Annotated in this window: 17 protein-coding genes and 1 pseudogene; 7 read left to right on the top strand and 11 right to left on the bottom strand. The window is 72.8% G+C overall.

Annotation, left to right across the window (positions count from 1 at the left end):
• The first annotated feature begins 316 nt into the window (after positions 1-316).
• From AB0D27_RS22145 to AB0D27_RS22135, 3 genes are all read left to right on the top strand, one after another.
• Entirely contained in the window at positions 317-1,726 is a 1,410-nt protein-coding gene (locus AB0D27_RS22145) for an NAD(P)/FAD-dependent oxidoreductase (RefSeq protein ID WP_362511340.1), read from the top strand.
• Positions 1,723-2,238, top strand: coding sequence for an O-acetyl-ADP-ribose deacetylase (locus AB0D27_RS22140; protein WP_362511337.1), 516 nt, complete (start codon positions 1,723-1,725; stop codon positions 2,236-2,238). The genes AB0D27_RS22145 and AB0D27_RS22140 overlap by 4 nt, the downstream gene beginning before the upstream one ends.
• 170 nt (positions 2,239-2,408) lie before the next feature.
• Positions 2,409-3,272 (top strand): hypothetical protein, encoded by an 864-nt coding sequence (locus AB0D27_RS22135; protein ID WP_362511334.1) that lies wholly within the window; start codon positions 2,409-2,411, stop codon positions 3,270-3,272.
• A 41-nt stretch (positions 3,273-3,313) separates the two neighbouring features.
• Here the strand turns inward: AB0D27_RS22135 and AB0D27_RS22130 are convergent, their stop codons facing one another.
• Both AB0D27_RS22130 and AB0D27_RS22125 read right to left on the bottom strand, forming a co-directional pair.
• The gene (locus AB0D27_RS22130; RefSeq protein ID WP_362511331.1) at positions 3,314-4,213 is read right to left on the bottom strand and encodes a M56 family metallopeptidase; all 900 of its coding nucleotides are present in this window, start codon (positions 4,211-4,213) and stop codon (positions 3,314-3,316) included.
• Positions 4,210-4,593 (bottom strand): BlaI/MecI/CopY family transcriptional regulator, encoded by a 384-nt coding sequence (locus tag AB0D27_RS22125; protein ID WP_362511328.1) that lies wholly within the window; start codon positions 4,591-4,593, stop codon positions 4,210-4,212. The genes AB0D27_RS22130 and AB0D27_RS22125 overlap by 4 nt, the downstream gene beginning before the upstream one ends.
• Before the next feature lie 213 nt (positions 4,594-4,806).
• Here AB0D27_RS22125 and AB0D27_RS22120 point away from each other — a divergent pair, with 213 nt between their 5' ends.
• Both AB0D27_RS22120 and AB0D27_RS22115 read left to right on the top strand, forming a co-directional pair.
• Entirely contained in the window at positions 4,807-6,309 is a 1,503-nt protein-coding gene (locus tag AB0D27_RS22120) for a hypothetical protein (RefSeq protein ID WP_362511325.1), read from the top strand.
• The gene (locus AB0D27_RS22115; RefSeq protein WP_362511322.1) at positions 6,306-7,268 is read left to right on the top strand and encodes a lysylphosphatidylglycerol synthase domain-containing protein; all 963 of its coding nucleotides are present in this window, start codon (positions 6,306-6,308) and stop codon (positions 7,266-7,268) included. The genes AB0D27_RS22120 and AB0D27_RS22115 overlap by 4 nt, the downstream gene beginning before the upstream one ends.
• 27 nt (positions 7,269-7,295) lie before the next feature.
• Here the strand turns inward: AB0D27_RS22115 and AB0D27_RS22110 are convergent, their stop codons facing one another.
• Genes AB0D27_RS22110 through AB0D27_RS22090 form a run of 5 tightly spaced genes read right to left on the bottom strand, consistent with a single transcriptional unit; the run spans position 7,296 to position 12,762 of the window.
• On the bottom strand, positions 7,296-8,018 hold the full coding sequence (locus tag AB0D27_RS22110; RefSeq protein ID WP_362511319.1) for a response regulator transcription factor: 723 nt from the start codon (positions 8,016-8,018) through the stop codon (positions 7,296-7,298).
• Positions 8,019-8,047: 29 nt separating this feature from the next.
• Positions 8,048-10,696, bottom strand: coding sequence for an FtsX-like permease family protein (locus tag AB0D27_RS22105; protein WP_362511316.1), 2,649 nt, complete (start codon positions 10,694-10,696; stop codon positions 8,048-8,050).
• A complete protein-coding gene (locus AB0D27_RS22100; protein ID WP_362511313.1) occupies positions 10,693-11,418 on the bottom strand; it encodes an ATP-binding cassette domain-containing protein in 726 nt (241 codons plus the stop codon). The genes AB0D27_RS22105 and AB0D27_RS22100 overlap by 4 nt, the downstream gene beginning before the upstream one ends.
• Complete coding sequence (locus AB0D27_RS22095; protein ID WP_362511310.1) at positions 11,405-12,082, bottom strand: ABC transporter ATP-binding protein; 678 nt, start codon at positions 12,080-12,082, stop codon at positions 11,405-11,407. Before AB0D27_RS22095 ends, AB0D27_RS22100 begins: the two co-directional genes overlap by 14 nt.
• A 47-nt stretch (positions 12,083-12,129) precedes the next feature.
• Positions 12,130-12,762, bottom strand: a complete 633-nt coding sequence (locus AB0D27_RS22090; protein ID WP_362511307.1) for a hypothetical protein — start codon at positions 12,760-12,762, stop codon at positions 12,130-12,132.
• A 160-nt stretch (positions 12,763-12,922) separates the two neighbouring features.
• Between AB0D27_RS22090 and AB0D27_RS22085 the strand changes: the two genes are divergently transcribed.
• Together AB0D27_RS22085 and AB0D27_RS22080 are read left to right on the top strand one after the other, a co-directional pair.
• Entirely contained in the window at positions 12,923-14,227 is a 1,305-nt protein-coding gene (locus tag AB0D27_RS22085) for a HAMP domain-containing sensor histidine kinase (RefSeq protein WP_362511304.1), read from the top strand.
• 85 nt (positions 14,228-14,312) lie between these two features.
• Positions 14,313-14,540: pseudogene (locus AB0D27_RS22080) on the top strand (hypothetical protein); the annotation flags it as partial.
• On the opposite strand, the gene AB0D27_RS22075 reads toward AB0D27_RS22080, so the two are convergent.
• The 4 genes from AB0D27_RS22075 to AB0D27_RS22060 are packed head-to-tail and all read right to left on the bottom strand — an operon-like array spanning position 14,521 to position 17,842.
• Positions 14,521-15,882, bottom strand: coding sequence for a HAMP domain-containing sensor histidine kinase (locus tag AB0D27_RS22075; RefSeq protein ID WP_362511301.1), 1,362 nt, complete (start codon positions 15,880-15,882; stop codon positions 14,521-14,523). The pseudogene AB0D27_RS22080 and the gene AB0D27_RS22075 sit on opposite strands and share 20 nt — an antisense overlap.
• Complete coding sequence (locus AB0D27_RS22070) at positions 15,879-16,541, bottom strand: response regulator transcription factor (protein WP_362511298.1); 663 nt, start codon at positions 16,539-16,541, stop codon at positions 15,879-15,881. Before AB0D27_RS22070 ends, AB0D27_RS22075 begins: the two co-directional genes overlap by 4 nt.
• 9 nt (positions 16,542-16,550) lie before the next feature.
• A complete protein-coding gene (locus AB0D27_RS22065; RefSeq protein WP_362511295.1) occupies positions 16,551-17,174 on the bottom strand; it encodes a phosphatase PAP2 family protein in 624 nt (207 codons plus the stop codon).
• Positions 17,171-17,842: a DedA family protein gene (locus AB0D27_RS22060; protein ID WP_362511292.1), complete on the bottom strand. Its 672-nt coding sequence runs from the start codon at positions 17,840-17,842 to the stop codon at positions 17,171-17,173. Before AB0D27_RS22060 ends, AB0D27_RS22065 begins: the two co-directional genes overlap by 4 nt.
• Positions 17,843-17,945: the final 103 nt, after the last annotated feature.

The raw sequence follows: 17,945 nt of genomic DNA, 5'->3' as shown, positions 1-17,945 counted from the left end.
CGGACGGTGCGGCTGGAGCGTGGCGGTGGCTGAGCGGACGGTGCGGCTCGAGCGTGGCGGTGGCTGATCGGACGGTGCGGCTGGAGCGTGGCGGTGGCTGAGCGGACGGTGCGGCTCGAGCGCGACGGAGCCTGATCGGACGGCGCGGCCCGAGCGCCCGGTGGCTGATCAACGGCGCCCCGAGCCTGGTCAGGAGACTCGCGCGCGTTCCAGGGCGCCCGCCGCAACCCCCCCGCGCCGACAGGGCTGTCAGTCCCCCGGCATATCCTGATCCCCAGTGGCCATCGGCTGACGAAGGAGTCCGAAGGTGCCGTCGATGCTCGATGTGGTCGTGGTGGGTGCGGGGCCGAACGGACTGACCGCTGCCGTGGAGCTCGCCCGCCGGGGCTTCTCCGTGGCCGTGTTCGAGGCACGCGACACCGTGGGCGGGGGAGCGCGCACCGAAGAGCTGACGCTGCCCGGTTTCCGGCACGACCCGTGTTCGGCGGCGCACCCGCTGGGCGTCAACTCACCCGCCTTCAAGATGATGCCCCTGGAGAGGTACGGCCTCGAGTGGCTGCACGCCGAGCTGCCCATGGCCCACCCGTTCCTCGACGGCACGGCGGCGGTGCTCGCGCGGTCCGTGGCCGAGACGGCCGCCTCGTTCGGGCCGCGCGACGCCGGCGCGTACCGCAGGCTCGTCGCGCCCTTCCTGCCCAAGTGGGACACCCTCGCGCACGACTTCATGTCGCTGCCGCTGAGCAGGCTGCCCCGCGACCCGGTCACCCTCGCCCGTTTCGGCCTCGTCGGGCTGCCGCCGTCGACCTGGCTGACGCGCCGCTTCCGCGACGAGCGCGCCAAGGCCCTGTTCGCCGGGCTCGTGGCCCACGTCATCGCCCCACTGGACGGCATTGCCACGGGCGCCGTCGGCCTGGTCTTCGCCCTGGCCGCGCACGCCGGCGGCTGGCCCGTCGCACGCGGCGGCTCCCAGTCCATCTCCGACGCGCTCACCGCGTATCTCCAGGACCTCGGCGGCAGCGTCCACACGGACTACGAGGTCAAGCGCCTGGACGATCTGCCGCCCGCCCGCGCCTACGTCTTCGACACCTCCCCCACCGCCCTGGCCCGGATCGCGGGCTTCGGACGGTACTACGAGCGCTATCGGTACGGGGCGAGCGTCTTCAAGGTCGACTACGCGCTGGACGGCCCCGTGCCCTGGACCGCCAAGGAGGCGCGGACCGCCGGGACCGTGCAGATCGGGGCGAGCAGCGCGGAGATCGGCAGCGCCCTGCGGGCGGCCTCGCGGGAGGGCAGGGCGCCCGACCCGCCGTTCCTGATCGCCGTGCAGCCCAGCATCGTGGACCCCTCCCGCGCCCCTGAGGGAAAACAGGTCTTCTGGGTGTACGGGCATGTGCCGAACGGCTGGACCGGGGATCTCACGGACGCGCTCGAGCGGCAGCTGGAGCGGTTCGCGCCGGGCTTCCGCGACCGGGTACTGGCCCGGGCGACGGCGGGCCCACCCGAGCTCGCCGCCCGCAACGCCAACTACGTGGGCGGCGACATCGCCTGCGGCGCCGCCTCCGGTCTCCAGCTCCTGCTGCGCCCCAAAGTGTCGCTCTTCCCGTACAGCACCCCGCACCCTGCTGTCTTCCTCTGCTCGTCGGCCACCCCGCCGGGCCCCGGCGTGCACGGCATGTCGGGGCACAACGCCGCGAAGGCCGTCTGGAGGAGGCTGCGGCAGGCATGACCACGATCACGCTGGTCCAGGGCGACATCACCCGGCAGAGCGTCGACGCCGTCGTCAACGCGGCGAACTCCTCGCTGCTCGGCGGCGGAGGCGTCGACGGAGCCATCCACCGCCGGGGCGGGCCCGCCATCCTCGCCGAGTGCCGCAAGCTCCGCGCCTCCCGGTACGGCAAGGGCCTGCCCACCGGCCGGGCGGTCGCCACCACCGCGGGCGAGCTGGACGCGCGATGGGTGATCCACACCGTCGGCCCGGTCTTCAGCCGTGCGGAGGATCGCTCGGCGCTCCTCGCCTCCTGCTACCGGCAGTCCCTGCGGGTGGCCGCGGAGCTGGGCGCGCGCACCGTCGCCTTCCCGGCGATCTCCACCGGGATCTTCGGCTGGCCGATGGAAGACGGCGCACGGATCGCCGTACGGACGGTGCGAGAGAGCGCGGATCCGTCCGTCGAGGAGGTACGGTTCGTGCTCTTCGACAAGGAGGCGTACAACGTGTTCGCCGAGGTGCTGGAGGCGTAGCCGAGAGCTGAGGCGCCCGCTCGGGAGGCGTACCGGCAGCTGTGTTGCGTGCTCAGGAGGCGTCGGCCGCGGACTGATCCACGCGTTGAGGATGTGTTCAGGATGCGGCTGCCACGTTGATCATCTTGCGCCTCGGGCAAGTGCTCCGTCCCCCACAGGAGAACTGAACATTGGACAAGCCGGAACTCGTCACCGATCCGGGTGCCACCGATCTGAACGTCGCCGATCCCGGCGCGTCCGTCATGAAGAAACTGCCGGAGGTGACCCTCGCCTTCTGGGTCATGAAGATCGCGGCGACGACACTCGGCGAGACGGCGGGCGACCTCTTCGCCCAGACCCTCAAGCTCGGCTACTTCGTCACCACCGTGCTGCTGTTCCTGATCTTCGTCGTCACGCTGGTCGTGCAGCTCAGATCTCGGCGGTACAACCCGTTCTTCTACTGGACCGTCATCCTGTCCACCAGCATGGCGGGCACCACGATGTCCGACTTCATGAACCGCGACGCGAGCGCCAAGTACCTCTCGGACGGGGCCACCTCGCTGGGCTGGGGACCGCAGGGCCTTGGGCTCGGGTACCCCGCCGGCGCCGCGATCCTGATCTCGCTGCTGATCGCCATCTTCGTCGGCTGGAAGCTGACCGGGCAGACGTTCGTCATCCGCGACATCGTGACCTTCCGGGGCGAGTCCCTCTTCTGGTCGGCGATCCTCGTGTCGAACACGCTCGGCACCTCGATGGGCGACTTCCTGTCCGACAGCTCAGGACTCGGCTACGCGGGCGGCGCGCTGCTGGTGGGCGGCCTGCTCGCGGGGCTCCTGGCGCTGACTCGCGTGCCCGTCGTACCGAACGTGCTGCTGTTCTGGATCGCCTTCGTGCTGACCCGCCCCCTCGGCGCCACCGCCGGTGACTTCCTCACCAAGCCGGTCGCCAAGGGCGGCCTCGACCTCGGCACGGTCGGCTCCTCGGCCGTACTGCTCGCTCTCCTCGTCGGCCTCATGGGCTACGCCCGGGTCAAGGAGCGCGCGGCCACCGCGTGATCGGCCGGGCGGGAGCACGGCTCCCGCCCCGCCTGGGGCGATTACCAGCCGGGCAGTGTCTGAGCCAGCAGTCGCAGCAGGTCGCCGGTGGCGTCGGCCGCGCCCAGCGCGGGCAGCGCGCCGAGGGTGAGGACGGCCGCCCCGATGGTCCACAGATCGGGCGGCGGAGCGGTCTGCAGGGCCGCGATCCGGCGGGTGACGGCGTGCTCGGAGAAGTGCAGGGCACATCCCGGGCGGGCGCGCTGGGAGACGAGGGCGGCGCGAGCGAGGGCGCGGGCGGTGGCCCGCCGGTCGCCGACGCTGCCCGCGGCCACCTCGTCGGCCCAGCGCTCCAGCAGGAACGTGACGGTGTCGCGCACCGGCGCGAGCAGCGGATTGGCCGCGGACGCCAGGGCGACGGCGGTCGACAGCGCCGAGTGCCGGTGCGTCAGGTGAGCCCGTTCGTGGGCGAGCAGGACGCGCCGCTCCGCGGGCTGCAGCGCACCGAGCATCGCGGAGGTGACCAGGATCCGGCCCGGCTTGCCGGGGATGGCGAAGGCGTGCGGGGTCGAGGACGCGGCGACGACCAGTTCGCTGTCGGGCGGGTGTCCCTCGCACAGCCTGAGGAGCACGCGTCGGGTCGCGCAGCGTGCGCGTACGACATGGAAGAGCCGGAATCCGACCACGGCGAGGGCGGCGACCGCCACGACGGCGATGGTCTCCGGGACGGGTTCGGGCAGCGCGCGGCCGTCCTCGCTGGCCTCCGCGGTCACCGACGGGGCCCGGTCGATCAGCGTGGCTGCGAGCAGGATCAGCGCCCAGGTGGAGGCGGCCGCGGTCAGCGCGGCGGCGGCGGTCAGGACACGGGCCGCGAGCGCGGGCGACACCCGCCGGCCGACCTGCGGTGCGATCGCGGGGAGCAGCAGCGACAGTACAAGGGGAACGTAGACGTCGATCCTCATGATCCGCTGCCTCCGAGGAGGTCGCGCAGGGCCTCTTCCTCCCGGGGGCTGAGCCTCGTGACGAACTGCTGGAGGGCCGCGATCGGGTCGGGCCCGCGGCCGAGCGCCTCGTGCATGGCCGCGGCGGTCAGTTCGGCGGCGTTTTTGGCGGGCCGGTACGCGCCGCGCCGGCCGTCCACCACGCGGAGCACCAGGCCCTTGTCGTACAGACGTTTGAGGATGGTGTGCACGGTGTTGTAGGCGAGACCGCCGCCGATCTCGGCGTGGATCTCGGCCGGGGTCAGGGCGTCGTCGGTGGCCCACAGGGCGGCCAGGACTTCGCTCTCCAGCTCACCGGCGCTGCGCCGTTCCGCCCTGCCATGGGGGCCTGTGCCAGCCATGTCCGTCACCTTACAGCGCGTAGGGGACACGGAGGGTGGCGCCGACGGCCGGGCAACGGCCGTCGTACGTCGGATGTCGAGCCCGGATGCCCTCCCTGGACTGCACCCCTGACCGGTGCGAGGTAACTTATCCGTGTTTTCCCGACTCCCACCTTCACCCTACGTCTTGTAGGGTGAAGTAACCCTACAGCTTGTAGGGCTGAAGGGTGGACGATGGTCAGGACCTTGAACGTCCCGCTCGTCGGCGCCAGGCGCCACGGCTCGCCCACGGCTGCCCGCACGTCACGGCGCCCCAGCGGGTCGCAGTGGCTCGCCCTGGTGGCGGGCGCCTTCACCTTGGCCCAACTGGTCCTGGTGCGCCCCGGGATGGGCCTCGGCTGGGACGAGACGGTGTACGTCAGCCAGGTCAGCACGCACGCCCCCGCGGCTTTCTTCAGCGCCCCGCGCGCCCGCGGCGTCCCGCTGCTCGTGGCACCGATCGCCTCCTGGTCGTCGTCCACGACGCTGCTGCGGATCTATCTCGCCGTGCTGTCCGGCCTCGGCCTCTACCTGGCACTGAGCGTCTGGCGGACGCTGTTCCTGACGCGCGTGCTGGCGACGGCCGGCGCCCTGTTCGCGACGCTCTGGGTAACCCTGTTCTACGGCCCCCAGGCCATGCCCAACTACTGGGTCGCGATCGGTGCGCTGGCCTGCGTCGGGTGCTTTCTGCGGGTCCAGGCCGACCGATCCGACCGGGCGGCGCTGTGGGGCGTGGGCCTGAGCGCGGCGCTGATGGCCCTGATGCGGCCGACCGACGCGGTCTGGACGACCCTGCCGCTCCTCGTCCTCGTCGTGGCCGTCCGTGGTTGGCGGCGGTCGTGGCTGCCGGCCGCGCTGTTCGCGGGCCTGGTGGCCGGGGCGGGCGAGTGGGTGATCGAGGCGTACGTCAGCTACGGCGGTCTGGGCAGGCGGCTCGCCGACGGCTCACGCATCCAGGGCGGCCTGGGCTGGAACATCGCCTTCGGCGACCAGATGCGCACCCTGGGCGGACGCGTCCTGTGCCGCCCGTGCACCGCGGCGATGCCGAACCCGGCGGTGATGCTGTGGTGGTTCGTGCTGCCGCTGCTGGCCGCCTTCGGACTCGTGGTCGCCGTCAAGGCGCGGCGCGCACTGGCCACGTCGCTGCTCCTGGCCTGCGCCACCACAGCGGGCGTCCCCTACCTTTTCATGATCGGATACGCCGCTCCACGCTTCCTGCTGCCGATGTACGCCCTCCTCGCGATCCCGGTCGCCGACGCCCTCGTCCACCTGGTCACCGCCCCGGGCCGGGCCTGGCGCCCGGTGGCCGTGACCCTGGTGGCGCTCGGCCTCGCCGGACATCTGGCGGTGCAGTTCGCGGTACTCGAGGCCACCGTGCAGCGCACCACCGTCTCCCACCGGGGCTGGGCGGACACGGCGGCCGAGCTGCGCCGGCTCGGCGTACGGGCGCCCTGTCTGCTGACGGGGGATCAGTCCGTGCCGATCGCCTTCTACGCCGGTTGCTCCTCCGTCGCGACCGGTGGCCACAACGCCAACATCACCCAGCAGGACATCGTGCGGGCCGGACAACACGAGCCCGTCGCCGTGCTCACCACACCGGGAGGGAAGCCGCCCGCCTACGCCCGCGACTGGGCCCCGCATCCCGCCGGTGACCTGCGCGTATATCTCGCGCCAGGAGCGGAGGGCCGAGCGGCATGACCGTACCGCCCGACGCCCCCGCGACAGCCGTCGACCAATACCCCGTCACCAGCCCACAGATCCGTCGGGTCTCCTGGCACGCCGGGGTCCTGCTCGTCGTGACGGTGTGCGCGGTGTATCTCGCCCGGCGCCACTGGCCGGTGATCGAGACGGGCGTCGGCCGGCTCGCCTCCGCCGACCGCGGCTGGCTGCTCGTGGCCACCGCCGCCGCCGTGGCGACCTGGGTGTGCTCGGCCCTCGCCCAGCAGGGCGCGGTGGCACGGCCGTTGCCCGCGAGGCGCTTGCTGGCGGTGCAGTTCGCGGCCTCCGCCGCCAACCACGTGTTGCCCGCCGGCTTCGGTGCGGGCGCCGTCAACCTGCGCTTCCTGACCCGGTGCGGGCTGCCCGTCGCCCGGTCGGCGACCGCGCTGGCGGTCAAGGGCACCGCGGGCACCGTGGTGAGGGGCTGTCTGATCGCCGCCCTCGCCCTGGCCTGCCCCGGTGCGCTCCGCTTCCCGCACATCTCCGCGACGGCCTGGGCGGTGACCCTCGCGCTGCTCACCAGCGCCCTGATCCTCCTGTCCGGGCCGCTGCGACGCGTGCTGCGTGCCGTACTCGCGGACGTCCGCGCCGTGCACGAAGCACCGGCGCGGGCAGCCGCGTTGTGGGGCGGCTCGCTCGCCTTCGCGGCGCTGCACGCCTGCGTGGTCATCTCCGTCACCCAGGCCATCGAACTGCCGCTGCCCCCGGCCCAGGTGGCACTGGCCTACCTCGCCGCGAGCAGCGCCGCCGTCCTGCTGCCCACCCCGGGCGGCCTCGGCTCCCTGGACGCCGCCCTCGCCCTGGCCCTCACCCTCGCCGGAGCGCCCGGCAGCGCGGCGGCGTCCACGGTCCTCGGCTACCGGCTGCTGACCGTGTGGCTGCCCCTGCTGCCCGGCCTGGTGACGCTGGGGTTGCTGGTACGCCGCCGGGTGCTGTGACCCCGCCCGGGCCAGGAGCCCGGAGGGCTACCCCTGCTCCAGCCGGTAGCCGTGCCCGCGCAGCGTGGTGATCCGAGGCACCCGGTACGGCCGCGCCACCGCGTCGGTGAGACGGCGGCGCAGTCCGGCCATCGTGACATCGAGCGTCTTCGTCGAGCCGAACCAGTTCTCGTCCCAGACCTCGGCCATCAGCGACTCGCGGGACACGGCCTCGCCCGTGTGCCGGGCGAGCACGGCGAGCAGCTCGAACTCCTTGGGCCGCAGCGCGACTTCGTGGTCGTGCAGCGTGCACCGCCGCGCCGTGACGTCGACGACGAGATCGCCGAGCCGGATCGGCTCCTGGGGCGGCGCGGCGATCGCACGACGCCGCAGATGGGCCCGCAATCGCGCGAGCAGCACGGTCAGACTGAAGGGTTTGACCAGATAGTCGTCAGCCCCGGCATCGAGCCCCGCGATGACGTCGATGTCGTCCGTGCGGGCGGTCAGGATGATGATCAGCAGGTCGGGGAAGCGGGCCCGCAGCGTGCGCGCGACATCGAGCCCGTCCATGTCCGGCAGGCCCAGGTCCAGCAGCAGGACGTCGTACGGCGATCGCGCGGCCTCGGCCAGAGCGCCCGCGCCGGTCCTGCTCCACGCGGGCGCGTAGCCGTTGCCGAGCAGTCCCGATTCCAGGTGACGACCGATGGTGTCGTCGTCCTCGACGACGAGGACACGGAATCGGGCAGGGTCCGGTGCGGCGGGCGTGCGCATGGTCGGCAGCGTAGAGCGGGACCGGCCGTTCACAGATCCCGGAGTTCCTCGACGGCGGGTCGCGCGGCCCGGCGCACTCCGTTCAGGGCCGCGGCCAGGACGGCCACCACCGCCGCGCAGGCGGTGAGCGTCAGGTAGGCGCCGGGCACCGAGAGGGCGGCGGGCGGTGGGTCGAACACCCCGGTCAGTACCTTGACCAGCATCTCCGACAGCGCCCAGCCGATGAGCGCGCCACCGGCCAGTCCGCCCGCGGTCAGCAGGAGTGCCTCGGTGAGGACCATGCCGCGCAGCTGACGTGGCCCGGCGCCCAGCACGGTGGCGATGGCGAAGGTTCGACGCCGTTCCGCGAGACCGAGCGCGAGGACGAGTCCGCCCGCTCCGGCGGCCAGCAGCACCGCGAAGGCCAGCTCGATCCTGGTGAGTCCGGCCAGGTCCACGGAGGTCAGGCTGGTGCCGACGGTGCCGCGGGTCTGGGTGAGGTCGGTGACGGCGGCGCCGGTGCCGAGCGTGTGCCGCAGCCGCGCCGCGATCTGCCTCTGGTGCGTGCCGCCGGTGTCCAGCAGGAACGAGCCCACCGCGTCACTCCCCGTCGCCTTGGCCACGTACGAGGCGTTGGCGACGAAGAAGCTGTCCTTCGGCGCGGTCGGGAACTCCTTGGCGACGCCCACGTAGTGGAACGGCACGGTGCGCAGCGCCTTGGTACGGGCGTCCTGGACGCGCAGGTTGACCGTGTCGCCCGGCGAGAGCTGGAAGTCGTTGACGGTCTCCGCGCTGACCAGCAGTCCGTCGGGCTGGTGGGCGAGCTTGTTCATGAGGGTGCGCGCGCTGCCTCCGGAGAAGTACGCGTCCTGCAGGGAGGTGGCCGAGGCGATCGTGTCCGGGCGTACTCCGTAGAGGTCCTGGAGATCGGAGCCCACGTACGCGAACCGGTGCTGGAGCGGCTCGACATGATGGACTCCGGAGATCTTCAACGTGCTCGCCGCGCTCGGCGGTGTCCGCGCGCCGGGCGGCTCGGTGACCGTGACGTCGGCACCGTTGGTGAGCCGCGCGTCGACCTCGGCCTGTTGCTTGTACGTCGCGTTGAAGGTCGCCGTGGACACCGCGAACGACACGGCGAGCGCCAGCAGCACCACCGAACGGGCCAGCGGACGCCGGCGCCGGGACAGCACGGCGGCCGTCGTCCCGGCCAGGCTGGAGGCCAGCGGACGCGACAGCCGGGCCAGCACGCCACGTCCGTGGGTGAGCGCGAGGAGCGTGAGCCGCCACAGCAACAGGGCGGCACCGATCCACAGCAGCGCCGGGCCCAGGAAGGCCCAGTACGAAACGGAGACGCTCGGCACGCCCTCCGGGGCGAGGACGAGGGCGTACTGGTTGCCGGACGAGGCCCGGAACACCAGCCAGGAGCCGATCAGCAGAGCGACGTCGAGCCCGTAGCGAAGCCACCACGGGGAGCCCGTGCGGCGCTCGGCCCTGCGCGTGTCGGCGACCGTCACGCTGCGCAGGTCGCGCAGCGCGGGGACGAGTACCGCGCCCGCGGCGACGGCGGCACCGAGCACGAAGGCGAGGACGTACCACAGGGCCCATTGGCCCGCACTCGTCCCGAACGAGGCCGATCCGAAGGCGATACGACCCGTCAGCGCGGCGATGCCGAGTCCGGCGAACCCGCCGCTGACACCCACCAGCGCGGCTTCCAGGCCGGACAGGGAGGCGATCCGCCCGGGCCGCAGGCCACGCAGCCGCAGCAAGCCCTGCTCCTGGCGTCGCCGTTCGCCACCCGCGGCGGCCACCGCGGCGGTCAGCGCGGCGGCCAGGACCGCGCCCGGCACACCGAGGAACAGGAAGAGGATCTGCGCGTACAGCGCGTCCTGGCGGGCGGAGTCGAGGGCGGCGCCGAGGTTGTTCCCGACGATCAGGCCGCCCGAGGCGCGAGCCTCCAAATTGTGGGCGGAGCGGGTCACGGTGTTGAAGGCGGAGGCCGGATCGGTGGGCAGCTTGGCGTCGCGGGCGGCATGGATCTGGGTGGTGACGGAGGCGCCGGACGCGTGAGCGGTCAGCGAGGTGAAGGCGGCCGGGGGCAGCAGGACGACGTTGTCGGGCGGCGCGGCGGGCTGGGTCTGACTGGGAGCGCCGACCTTCTGGAACAGTGAGTCGGCCTGCGGGAGGTCGACGACACCGCTCACGCGGACCTGCCGCACGCCGGTACCGGGGAGCCGGATACCGATGCTGTCACCGGGGGCGACGTGCAGGTTGGAGGCTGTCTGCTGGGCCAGCAGGACTCCGTCGGAGCTGCCGGTCAGCGGACGGATCTCGCCCGGGAACAGCTTCTGGTAGCCGTTGGGGAGGCCGAGCACCATACCGGGCCCGGTGGTCTGCGTACTGCCCTGCACCTGGGCCGTGAACGCGCTGCTGTGCGCGAAGCCGACCGGGACGGCGGTCTGGATGCCGGGTGTCTTGCGGACCAGCGAGAGCATCGCGTTCGGATCGGTGCCGGGCTGCACCTCGGCCTGCCAGTCGACGGCGACCGAGCGCACGGCGCGCTGGGTCATGGTCGCCTTCGACGCGGTGAGGAAGGAACCGAGCGAGGCGATGAGGGCGACGGCCAGGGCGATTCCGGCGAGGGCGGCAAGGAGCCGTCCGGTGCGGTGTCGGGCGAGTCCGCCCGCCCATGCGGTGTTCATGACGCCTCCTGCGACTCGGCGGTGCTCCGCGCCGTGCTGAGCAGCCGGCCGTCCCGCATGGTCAGTCGGGTGGTGAGACGGGCGGCGACGGCCGGGTCGTGCGTGGTGACGACGAGGGCCGCGCCCGTCCGGTCGGCGGCGGTCAGCAGCGCGTCCAGGACATGCCCACCGGTGGCGTGGTCGAGCCGGCCGGTGGGCTCGTCGGCGAGGATCAGCCGTGGGGCCTGAGCCAGCACGCGTGCGGCGGCGACGCGCTGCGCCTGACCGCCGGAGATCTCCTCCGGCAGCCGGTCGGCCAGTTCGGCGGCGTCCACCTGGGCGAGAGCTTCGATGGCTTCCGCGCGGGCCCGCTCGTCCGCAACGCCGGCGAGCACCAGCGGCAGCGCGGTGTTCTCGGCGACGTCGAGGGCGGGGATCAGGCTGTCGCCCTGGAAGACCAGCCCGATGCCGCGCGGACCGCCCAGGGCGGGCCAGGTGACGGCGCCGCTCGTGGGCTGTTCGAGTCCGGCCAGCAGATGCAGCAGGGACGACTTGCCCGACCCCGAGGGGCCGACGACCGCGAGCCGGTCACCGGCTCGCACGCGCAGGCTGGCGCCGTGCACGGCCACCACGGCGTTCGCGCCCCGGCCGAAGGTGAGGGCGACGTCCTCGCAGGCGACGAGCGCGTCGGCGGCGGACATCGCGGGCTCGTCGACGAAGACGGCGGGGTCATTCGGGGACATCGTCGGCCCTCCCGTCATCCAGGGTGATCACCCGGTCGGCGACCCGTACGGCCTCGGCGCTGTGGGTGACGATCAGCACCGCGCAGCCCAGGGCGGCACGGTCGCGCAGCATCTGGAGGATCAGGCGTTCGGTGTCGCCGTCGAGTTCGCCGGTGGGTTCGTCCGCGAGCAGGACCTCCGGGGAGTTGGCGAGAGCGACGGCAAGACCCGCCCGCGCCAACTCCCCGCCGGAGAGCTGCCGGGGTAGCGCGTGCGCCCGCCCCGCCAGTCCCACCTGGTCCAGCAAGTCCCCTGCCGGTACGGCGGGTCGGCCCCGGACGGCTCCGTGCGCGAGGCCGACGTTGTCTCGCACGCTGAGATGGGCGACGAGGTTGCGCGTCTGGAGGAGGACGCCGATGTGGCGGGCCCGCAACCGGGCGCGCTCGGTCTCGGGCCGATGGCTGATACGTACGCCCGCGACCCGCACCTCCCCGCCCGAGGGTTCGTCGAGCCCGGCCAGACAGGACAGCAGCGTGGACTTGCCCGCCCCGGACGGCCCGACGACGGCGACCGTCTCACCGCGCCGCACCCGCAGCGACACTCCGCGCAGGGCGAGCGTCTCCTCCTCACCGGCCCGGAAGAAGCGGTACAACTCCCGGGCGGAGAGGGCGTCTTCGGATCCCACGGCGGTATCGCTCCCGGCAGGTGCGGGACGTCGCATGACGCTCACCGTCACTTCCACGCGAACGAGTCGCTGACGATGCGCCAGGGATCGACGTTGTCGGCGTTCACCGGCCCGGACAGGGTGAGGTCCACCTCGTGTCCCTGCCGGTAGAACGCGTAGCGCTCGAACGCGTCGCGAACGACCTTGCCGGTGACCGGATCCGCCGCGGAGTCGCCCTGGTACTTCAGCAGGACGACAGGCCCCGCGTGCCGGGTCACCTGCGACACCTTGGGATGAGCGAACTTCGGTACCTGAGCGCTCAGTTGGGGAACCACTTTGTTCGTGACGGAGGTGACGGTGGGCGCCGTGGACGCGGACACGGCGGAGATCTGGACGCGGTTCAGCTTGTCCGTGAAGACCGCGGTAGCGCCGTTGACCGTACGGGCCCAGCCCTCGGGCACCTTCACCGTGAAGCCACCGCCGGACGGCTGATAGGGGACGTAAGCCTGGTTGTCGGGGATGTCACCGGGTGGATTCGACTCGGTGGGTGCCGGGGCCGGGGCGCTGCCGCCGGCGTTCGAGGCGGAGCTGGAGCCGCTCCCGGAACCTGAGCCGGACCCCGACGCGGATGCGGAACACCCCGCGGTCACCGTCGCCGCGAGTACGAGCCCGACGACACCGATGGTACGTGCGCGTGCCATGGCCACTGCCCTCCTGAGAACTCTTGCTGAGCCGACCGGACGGTCATGGCACCGACGCTAGGAGCCGGCCGGTTAACGCCCCGCACGGCGAGGGTTAGACGACGGCAAAAGCGCGTGGCGGGCTCGGCGCGAGAGGGCGGACGGCCCGCATGATGAAGGCATGAGACAGCGTGTCGTGCGGGTGGCCCTCACCGCGGTCCTGGTCGCGCTGATCCTCCTCGCGATCCCGCTGGCCCTCGCCATCCGGTCCTCCCTGTACGCCGACCAGCGGGACACCCTCGAACGGGCGGCCTTGGCCGCCGCCGTCCGCGTGAACCCGGACTACGCGACCGGCGACCCGCCGGAGCTGCCGTCACCGGGGGCCGGCGAACGCCTCGGCCTGTACGACCCGAGCCTGCGCCTGCACGCGGGCAGCGGTCCCCAGACGGGGGACGACACGGTCCGCCGGGCGTTTCGCGGGGTCGCCCGTTCCCAGTCGGACGGCGAGCTCGTGGTCGCCGTACCCGTCTCCCACGCCGAGCGGGTGATCGGTGTCGTCCGGGCCTCTTCCGCCGTGTCGGCCGTGCGCAACCGGGTGTTCCTGGGCTGGGCGGCCCTGCTCGGGGCGGCCGTGCTCGCCCTCGCTGTCGCCGTCCTCGTCGCCCGTCGGCAGGCGTGGGTTCTCGCAGCGCCGCTGGAGGACCTCTCCCGGCACTGCCGGGCCGTGACCGACGGCGACCTGACCGCCCGGGCCGCCCCCAGCACCATCGCCGAGATCGACCAGGTCGCCCGCACGCACAACGACATGCTGCACAGCCTCTCCGAACTCCTGCGGCACGAGCGCGACTTCACCGCCAACGCCTCCCACCAGCTGCGCACCCCACTGACCGGCCTCCAGCTCACTCTTGAGGCGGGCCTCGAACGGGACGACGACCAGCTGCGTCCCGTCCTGGAGGAGGCCCTCGCGTCCACCCGCCGTCTGCACCACACGGTGGAGGAGGTGCTGCGCCTGGCCGGCTCACCCGGCCCACCGCACCGGGCCACGGCGGACCGGCCGGTGGCACAGCTCCTGGAGGAGACCGACGAGCGCTGGCACGGGCTCTTCGCCCAGGACGGCAGACGCCTGGACAGCGATACCCGGGACGCGCCGGCCGACGTACGCGTCCCGGGCGGGCCCGTCGCCGAAATCCTCGGCGTCCTGCTGGACAACGCCCGTGCACACGGACACGGCAGCGTCCGCGTCGCCGTCCGGGACCTCGACGACGCCCTCGCCTTCGACGTCACCGACGAAGGCACCCTGGACACCGAACCGGCCCGGCTCTTCGCCCGCGGGCAGACGGGCGGCGGCGCGGGCGGTACGGGCATCGGTCTCGCCCTCGCCCGCGACCTGGCCGTCTCGCTGGGCGGCAGGCTCTTCCTGGCGAGCGGTGACCCCACCACGTTCACCCTGCTGGTCCCGGTCCGCCAGGACGATTCCGCGCCGTAGCCGTCCGCCGGACGGATGCCGCGCCGCAGCCGTCGGCCAGGACGGCCCCGCACAGCAGTCAGGATGCGTTCTGGCTCCAGGTGCCGGCCTGAACGCCGTGCTGAGCTTCTGGATCGCGTACATCCTCACCCGCCCGCTGGGCGCCTCCATCGGCGACTACCTGTCGCAGCCGACCGGCGACGGCGGCCTGGGCTTCGGCACCGTGGTCACCAGCGTGCTGTTCCTCGCGGTCATTCTCGGCCTGGTGGTGTACCTCACGGTGACGCGCCGGGACGTCGCCGAGACCGAACGGCTCACCCCGCAGGAAGGCTGACCACGAACTTCGCGCCGGAGGTGTGCCGCTCGTCGTGGCGCACCTCCCCACCGGCGGAGCGGGCCAGGCGTCGCGAGAGCGGCAGCCCCAGGCCCGCTCCGCCGTGTCCGTCCAGGGGATCGGCGCGGCGGCCGGGCTGGAAGAGCTGCGCCGTGAACGACGGGGGTACGCCGGGGCCGTCGTCCAGGACGTCGACCCGTACGCCGCCGGGGCGCGCGCAGGCCCGGATCTCGACCCGGGTGTGCGCGTGCCGCAGCGCGTTGTCGAGCAGGGGGCTGACGATGCGTTCCAGGAGGGCGTCCGGCACACCCGCCGCCAGGCCGGTCTGCTGCCCGGAGACGACGACCTCCACCCCCGACCTCGCCGCGGCGCGGTCCGCGAGCCGGCGCAGCACGGGCACCACGTCGGTGGTGCCGGGCGCGCTGGACGCGCTGTCGCGGGCGTCGTCGAGGAGGGTGTCGCAGATCGTGCGCATGGACTGGGCGGCGTCCGCGATGGCCTCGTGCGTGGTCCGCGTGTCGGCGGCGGAGCGGGGGCGGGCCTGCCACCAGTCGAGCTCGGCGATGATCCGGGCGAGCGGATTGCGCAGCTCGTGCGAAAGCTCCCGGGTGAGCTGCTGCTCATGCCGCAGCACTGCGCGGATGCGGTCCAGGAGGGCGTCCAGCGAGCCGCCGAGCTGGGCCAGTTCGGCGGGCCGGGCAACGCTCCCGAAGCGTTCCTCGGAGGCTATGGCGCTCCACTGGGTGGCGTGGTCGGTCATGGTGCGCACGGGACGCAGCGCGCGCCCTACTGCCAGCCGGGTCAGCGCGTACGTGCAGGCGAGCATGACCGCGTCGAGCGCGAGCGACGCGAGGAGCAGGGTGTCGGCCGAGCTGCGATAGGGGGCCAGGTCCAGCGCGGTGACGACGGCCGCGGCGCCCTTGTCACCGGGCACGGGCCGCGAGCAGAGCCGGGCCGCGCCGTTGCTGTGGACCGTGACGCAGTGCGGGCCGTGTTGCGCGGCGAGCCGGTCGGCGGCGCGGGTCAGCGGGCCTGTGGCGGTGGCGGAAGGGGGTTTTTCCAGGAGCTGGTCGTCCGCGTAGAGCCACACGTTCGTATCCAGGAGTTCCTCGCCCGGCGTCTCCAGGACCCGCACCCGGGAGCCGCTGGTGTCGACGGTCGCGGCGACGGCGGCGGCTCGCGCGCGCAACTCGTCGTCCGCCTGGTGCTGGAGGTGGCGCTGTACGACGGTGTTGAACGCGACGGTGAGGATCACCATCAGCAACGTGGCGGTGGTCAGCGCGACCAGAGACAGCCGGCCGCGCAGGGTGTGCGGCCACCACCGGGAGGCGAACGCCGTCATGACAGGCGGTGCCCGATACCGCGCGCGGTCGTGACGGTCATCTTGCTGCCGCCGTCCCGAAGCTTGCGGCGCAGCCGGGTCAGATACTGGTCCAGCGTGTTGTCGCTGACCTGGGCGCCTTCCGGCCAGCCCGCCCTGATCAGCTCCCGTCTGCGCACGATGTCCCCGGCCGCCGCCATGAGCACGGCCAGCAGGCGGAACTCCGTCGGGGTCAGATCGACCCGGGTGCCCCGCACGGTCAGGCTGTGCCCGACCGGGTCCAGGGTGAGATCGCCGGTCGTCGCCGTCGGAACCGGGCCGGTGCGCTTGAGGGCCGCTCGCAGCCGCGCGGCCAGCTCCGTGAGATGGAACGGCTTGGGCAGATAGTCGTCCCCTCCTGCCGAGAAGCCCGCCAGCCGGTCCGTGAGGTGGTGATGGGCCGTCAGAAAGATCACGGGGGAGAGGAAGCCGTTGGCCCGGATCGCCTGGCACACGTCCCGCCCGTCCGCGTCCGGCAGCCCGACGTCGAGCACGGCCGCGTCCACGTCGTCCCCGGCCAGCCGGAGCGCGGTCGCCCCGTCCGGGGCGGGCACGGTGTCGAAGCCCTCGTCCCGCAGTCCGCGCAGCAGGACATCACGCAGGGCGTGGTCGTCCTCCACGACCAGGATCCGCTGGCGCATGCTCCTGCCTCACCCGCTCCGCGCGAGCTGCGGGGCGACCAGCAGGACTCTCAGCCTCGACCGGGTCAGCCGGTGGGCCAGTGTGTCGGGGGCCCTGGACAGCCACGCCGCCAGCGGCATCGCGGTCAAGGTGCCGACCAGGACACCGGCCGCGACGTCGTGCGGATAGTGCACGCCCACCCAGACCCGGGAGACGGCCATGGCGCAGGCGGCCAGCACCGCGAGGGTGCCGAGTCGGCGGGACACGAAGAGCAGCGCGACGGCCGCCGCGGCGGCGATGGCCGCGTGGTTGCTGGGGAACGACCAGTCACCCGATGCCGGACACGCCTCCAGCGTCGCCACCCGCAGGCTCTGACAGGGCCGGTCCTCGCGCACCACCAGTTTGAGGCCGAGATCGACCGCGTACGCCACGACCACGATCAGCGGTACGGCGAGCGCGACCAGCGCGGCCCGGGCGCTCACCCGCCGCGCCTGCCACCAGCCCAGGGTCATGAGCACGGCGAACAGTCCGAGCCCGTACGTCGACCAGGTGGACACCAGGCTGTCCAGCCACGAGGGGGAGTCCTGGGCGAGGTCCACGACATACGTGTAGGCGGAGCCGTCGATGGAGGAGCCGTCGAAGGCCAGGGTCATCCCTGGGCCTCCTTCTCCGTGGCGGCGGTGCGGCGGGAGCGGTACAGCTCGGCGGCGAGCGGGATCAGCGACACGGCGACGATCAGCGCGATCATGGGAAGCAGATAGCGGTCGACGTTCGGAATCGACGAGCCCAGCGCGTACCCCCCGAGGGTGAGGCCGAGGCTCCAGACGAGACCGCCGACCACCTGCCATACGGTGAAGGTCCGCACGGGCACGTGCAGGGCGCCCGCCATGGGGTTCAGCACCGTACGCACCACTGGCACGAAGCGGGCCAGCACGATCGCCTTCGCGTATCCATAGCGCTCCAGCAGCTCCTCGGCGCGTTGCGCGCCCGCGTGCAGCCGGGGCGAGTCACTGCGGGCGAGGAGCGTCCCGCCCGCCTTCCGTCCGATGAGGTAACCGCACTGCGCACCGGCCAGCGCGCCCACCGCGGCGGCGACCAGCAGCGGGGCCAGCGACAGCTTCAGGCCGCCATGGCCCGAGCCGGTGCACAGCAGGCCCGCCGTGAACAGCAGGGAGTCGCCGGGCAGGAAGAAGCCGATCAGCAGCCCGGTCTCGGCGAACATCACCACGCCCACGCCCAGGACGCCGAAGGCGGCGAGCAGGGACTGGGCGCTGAGAATGTTCACCGCGAGCTGTGAAGCCTCGAGCAAAGGTGCGGTCATCGGCGCGTGCCCTCTCATACTGGACGGGTGGGTACGATCGAGCCGTACCCGAGTGACTACAATCCTGTAGACGGTCTACTGAACTGTAGACGATGGCGGGGTG

Origin of the sequence: Streptomyces sp. NPDC048415 (assembly GCF_040651675.1) — a bacterium.
Taxonomy (GTDB): Bacteria; Actinomycetota; Actinomycetes; order Streptomycetales; family Streptomycetaceae; genus Streptomyces.
Note: the sequence above shows the minus strand (reverse complement) of the source record. Positions and strands in the feature narration are given on the sequence as shown.

Bases quoted from the DNA above. Each gene is read 5' to 3' on its own strand.
- AB0D27_RS22120 (WP_362511325.1), top strand. From the start codon at position 4,807: ATGGTCAGGACCTTGAACGTCCCGCTCGTCGGCGCCAGGCGCCACGGC.
- AB0D27_RS22140 (WP_362511337.1), top strand. From the start codon at position 1,723: ATGACCACGATCACGCTGGTCCAGGGCGACATCACCCGGCAGAGCGTC.
- AB0D27_RS22100 (WP_362511313.1), bottom strand. From the start codon at position 11,418: ATGTCCCCGAATGACCCCGCCGTCTTCGTCGACGAGCCCGCGATGTCC.
- AB0D27_RS22060 (WP_362511292.1), bottom strand. From the start codon at position 17,842: ATGACCGCACCTTTGCTCGAGGCTTCACAGCTCGCGGTGAACATTCTC.
- AB0D27_RS22125 (WP_362511328.1), bottom strand. From the start codon at position 4,593: ATGGCTGGCACAGGCCCCCATGGCAGGGCGGAACGGCGCAGCGCCGGT.
- AB0D27_RS22075 (WP_362511301.1), bottom strand. From the start codon at position 15,882: ATGACGGCGTTCGCCTCCCGGTGGTGGCCGCACACCCTGCGCGGCCGG.
- AB0D27_RS22145 (WP_362511340.1), top strand. From the start codon at position 317: ATGCTCGATGTGGTCGTGGTGGGTGCGGGGCCGAACGGACTGACCGCT.
- AB0D27_RS22130 (WP_362511331.1), bottom strand. From the start codon at position 4,213: ATGAGGATCGACGTCTACGTTCCCCTTGTACTGTCGCTGCTGCTCCCC.
- AB0D27_RS22110 (WP_362511319.1), bottom strand. From the start codon at position 8,018: ATGCGCACGCCCGCCGCACCGGACCCTGCCCGATTCCGTGTCCTCGTC.
- AB0D27_RS22105 (WP_362511316.1), bottom strand. From the start codon at position 10,696: ATGAACACCGCATGGGCGGGCGGACTCGCCCGACACCGCACCGGACGG.
- AB0D27_RS22065 (WP_362511295.1), bottom strand. From the start codon at position 17,174: ATGACCCTGGCCTTCGACGGCTCCTCCATCGACGGCTCCGCCTACACG.
- AB0D27_RS22070 (WP_362511298.1), bottom strand. From the start codon at position 16,541: ATGCGCCAGCGGATCCTGGTCGTGGAGGACGACCACGCCCTGCGTGAT.
- AB0D27_RS22085 (WP_362511304.1), top strand. From the start codon at position 12,923: ATGAGACAGCGTGTCGTGCGGGTGGCCCTCACCGCGGTCCTGGTCGCG.
- AB0D27_RS22090 (WP_362511307.1), bottom strand. From the start codon at position 12,762: ATGGCACGCGCACGTACCATCGGTGTCGTCGGGCTCGTACTCGCGGCG.
- AB0D27_RS22115 (WP_362511322.1), top strand. From the start codon at position 6,306: ATGACCGTACCGCCCGACGCCCCCGCGACAGCCGTCGACCAATACCCC.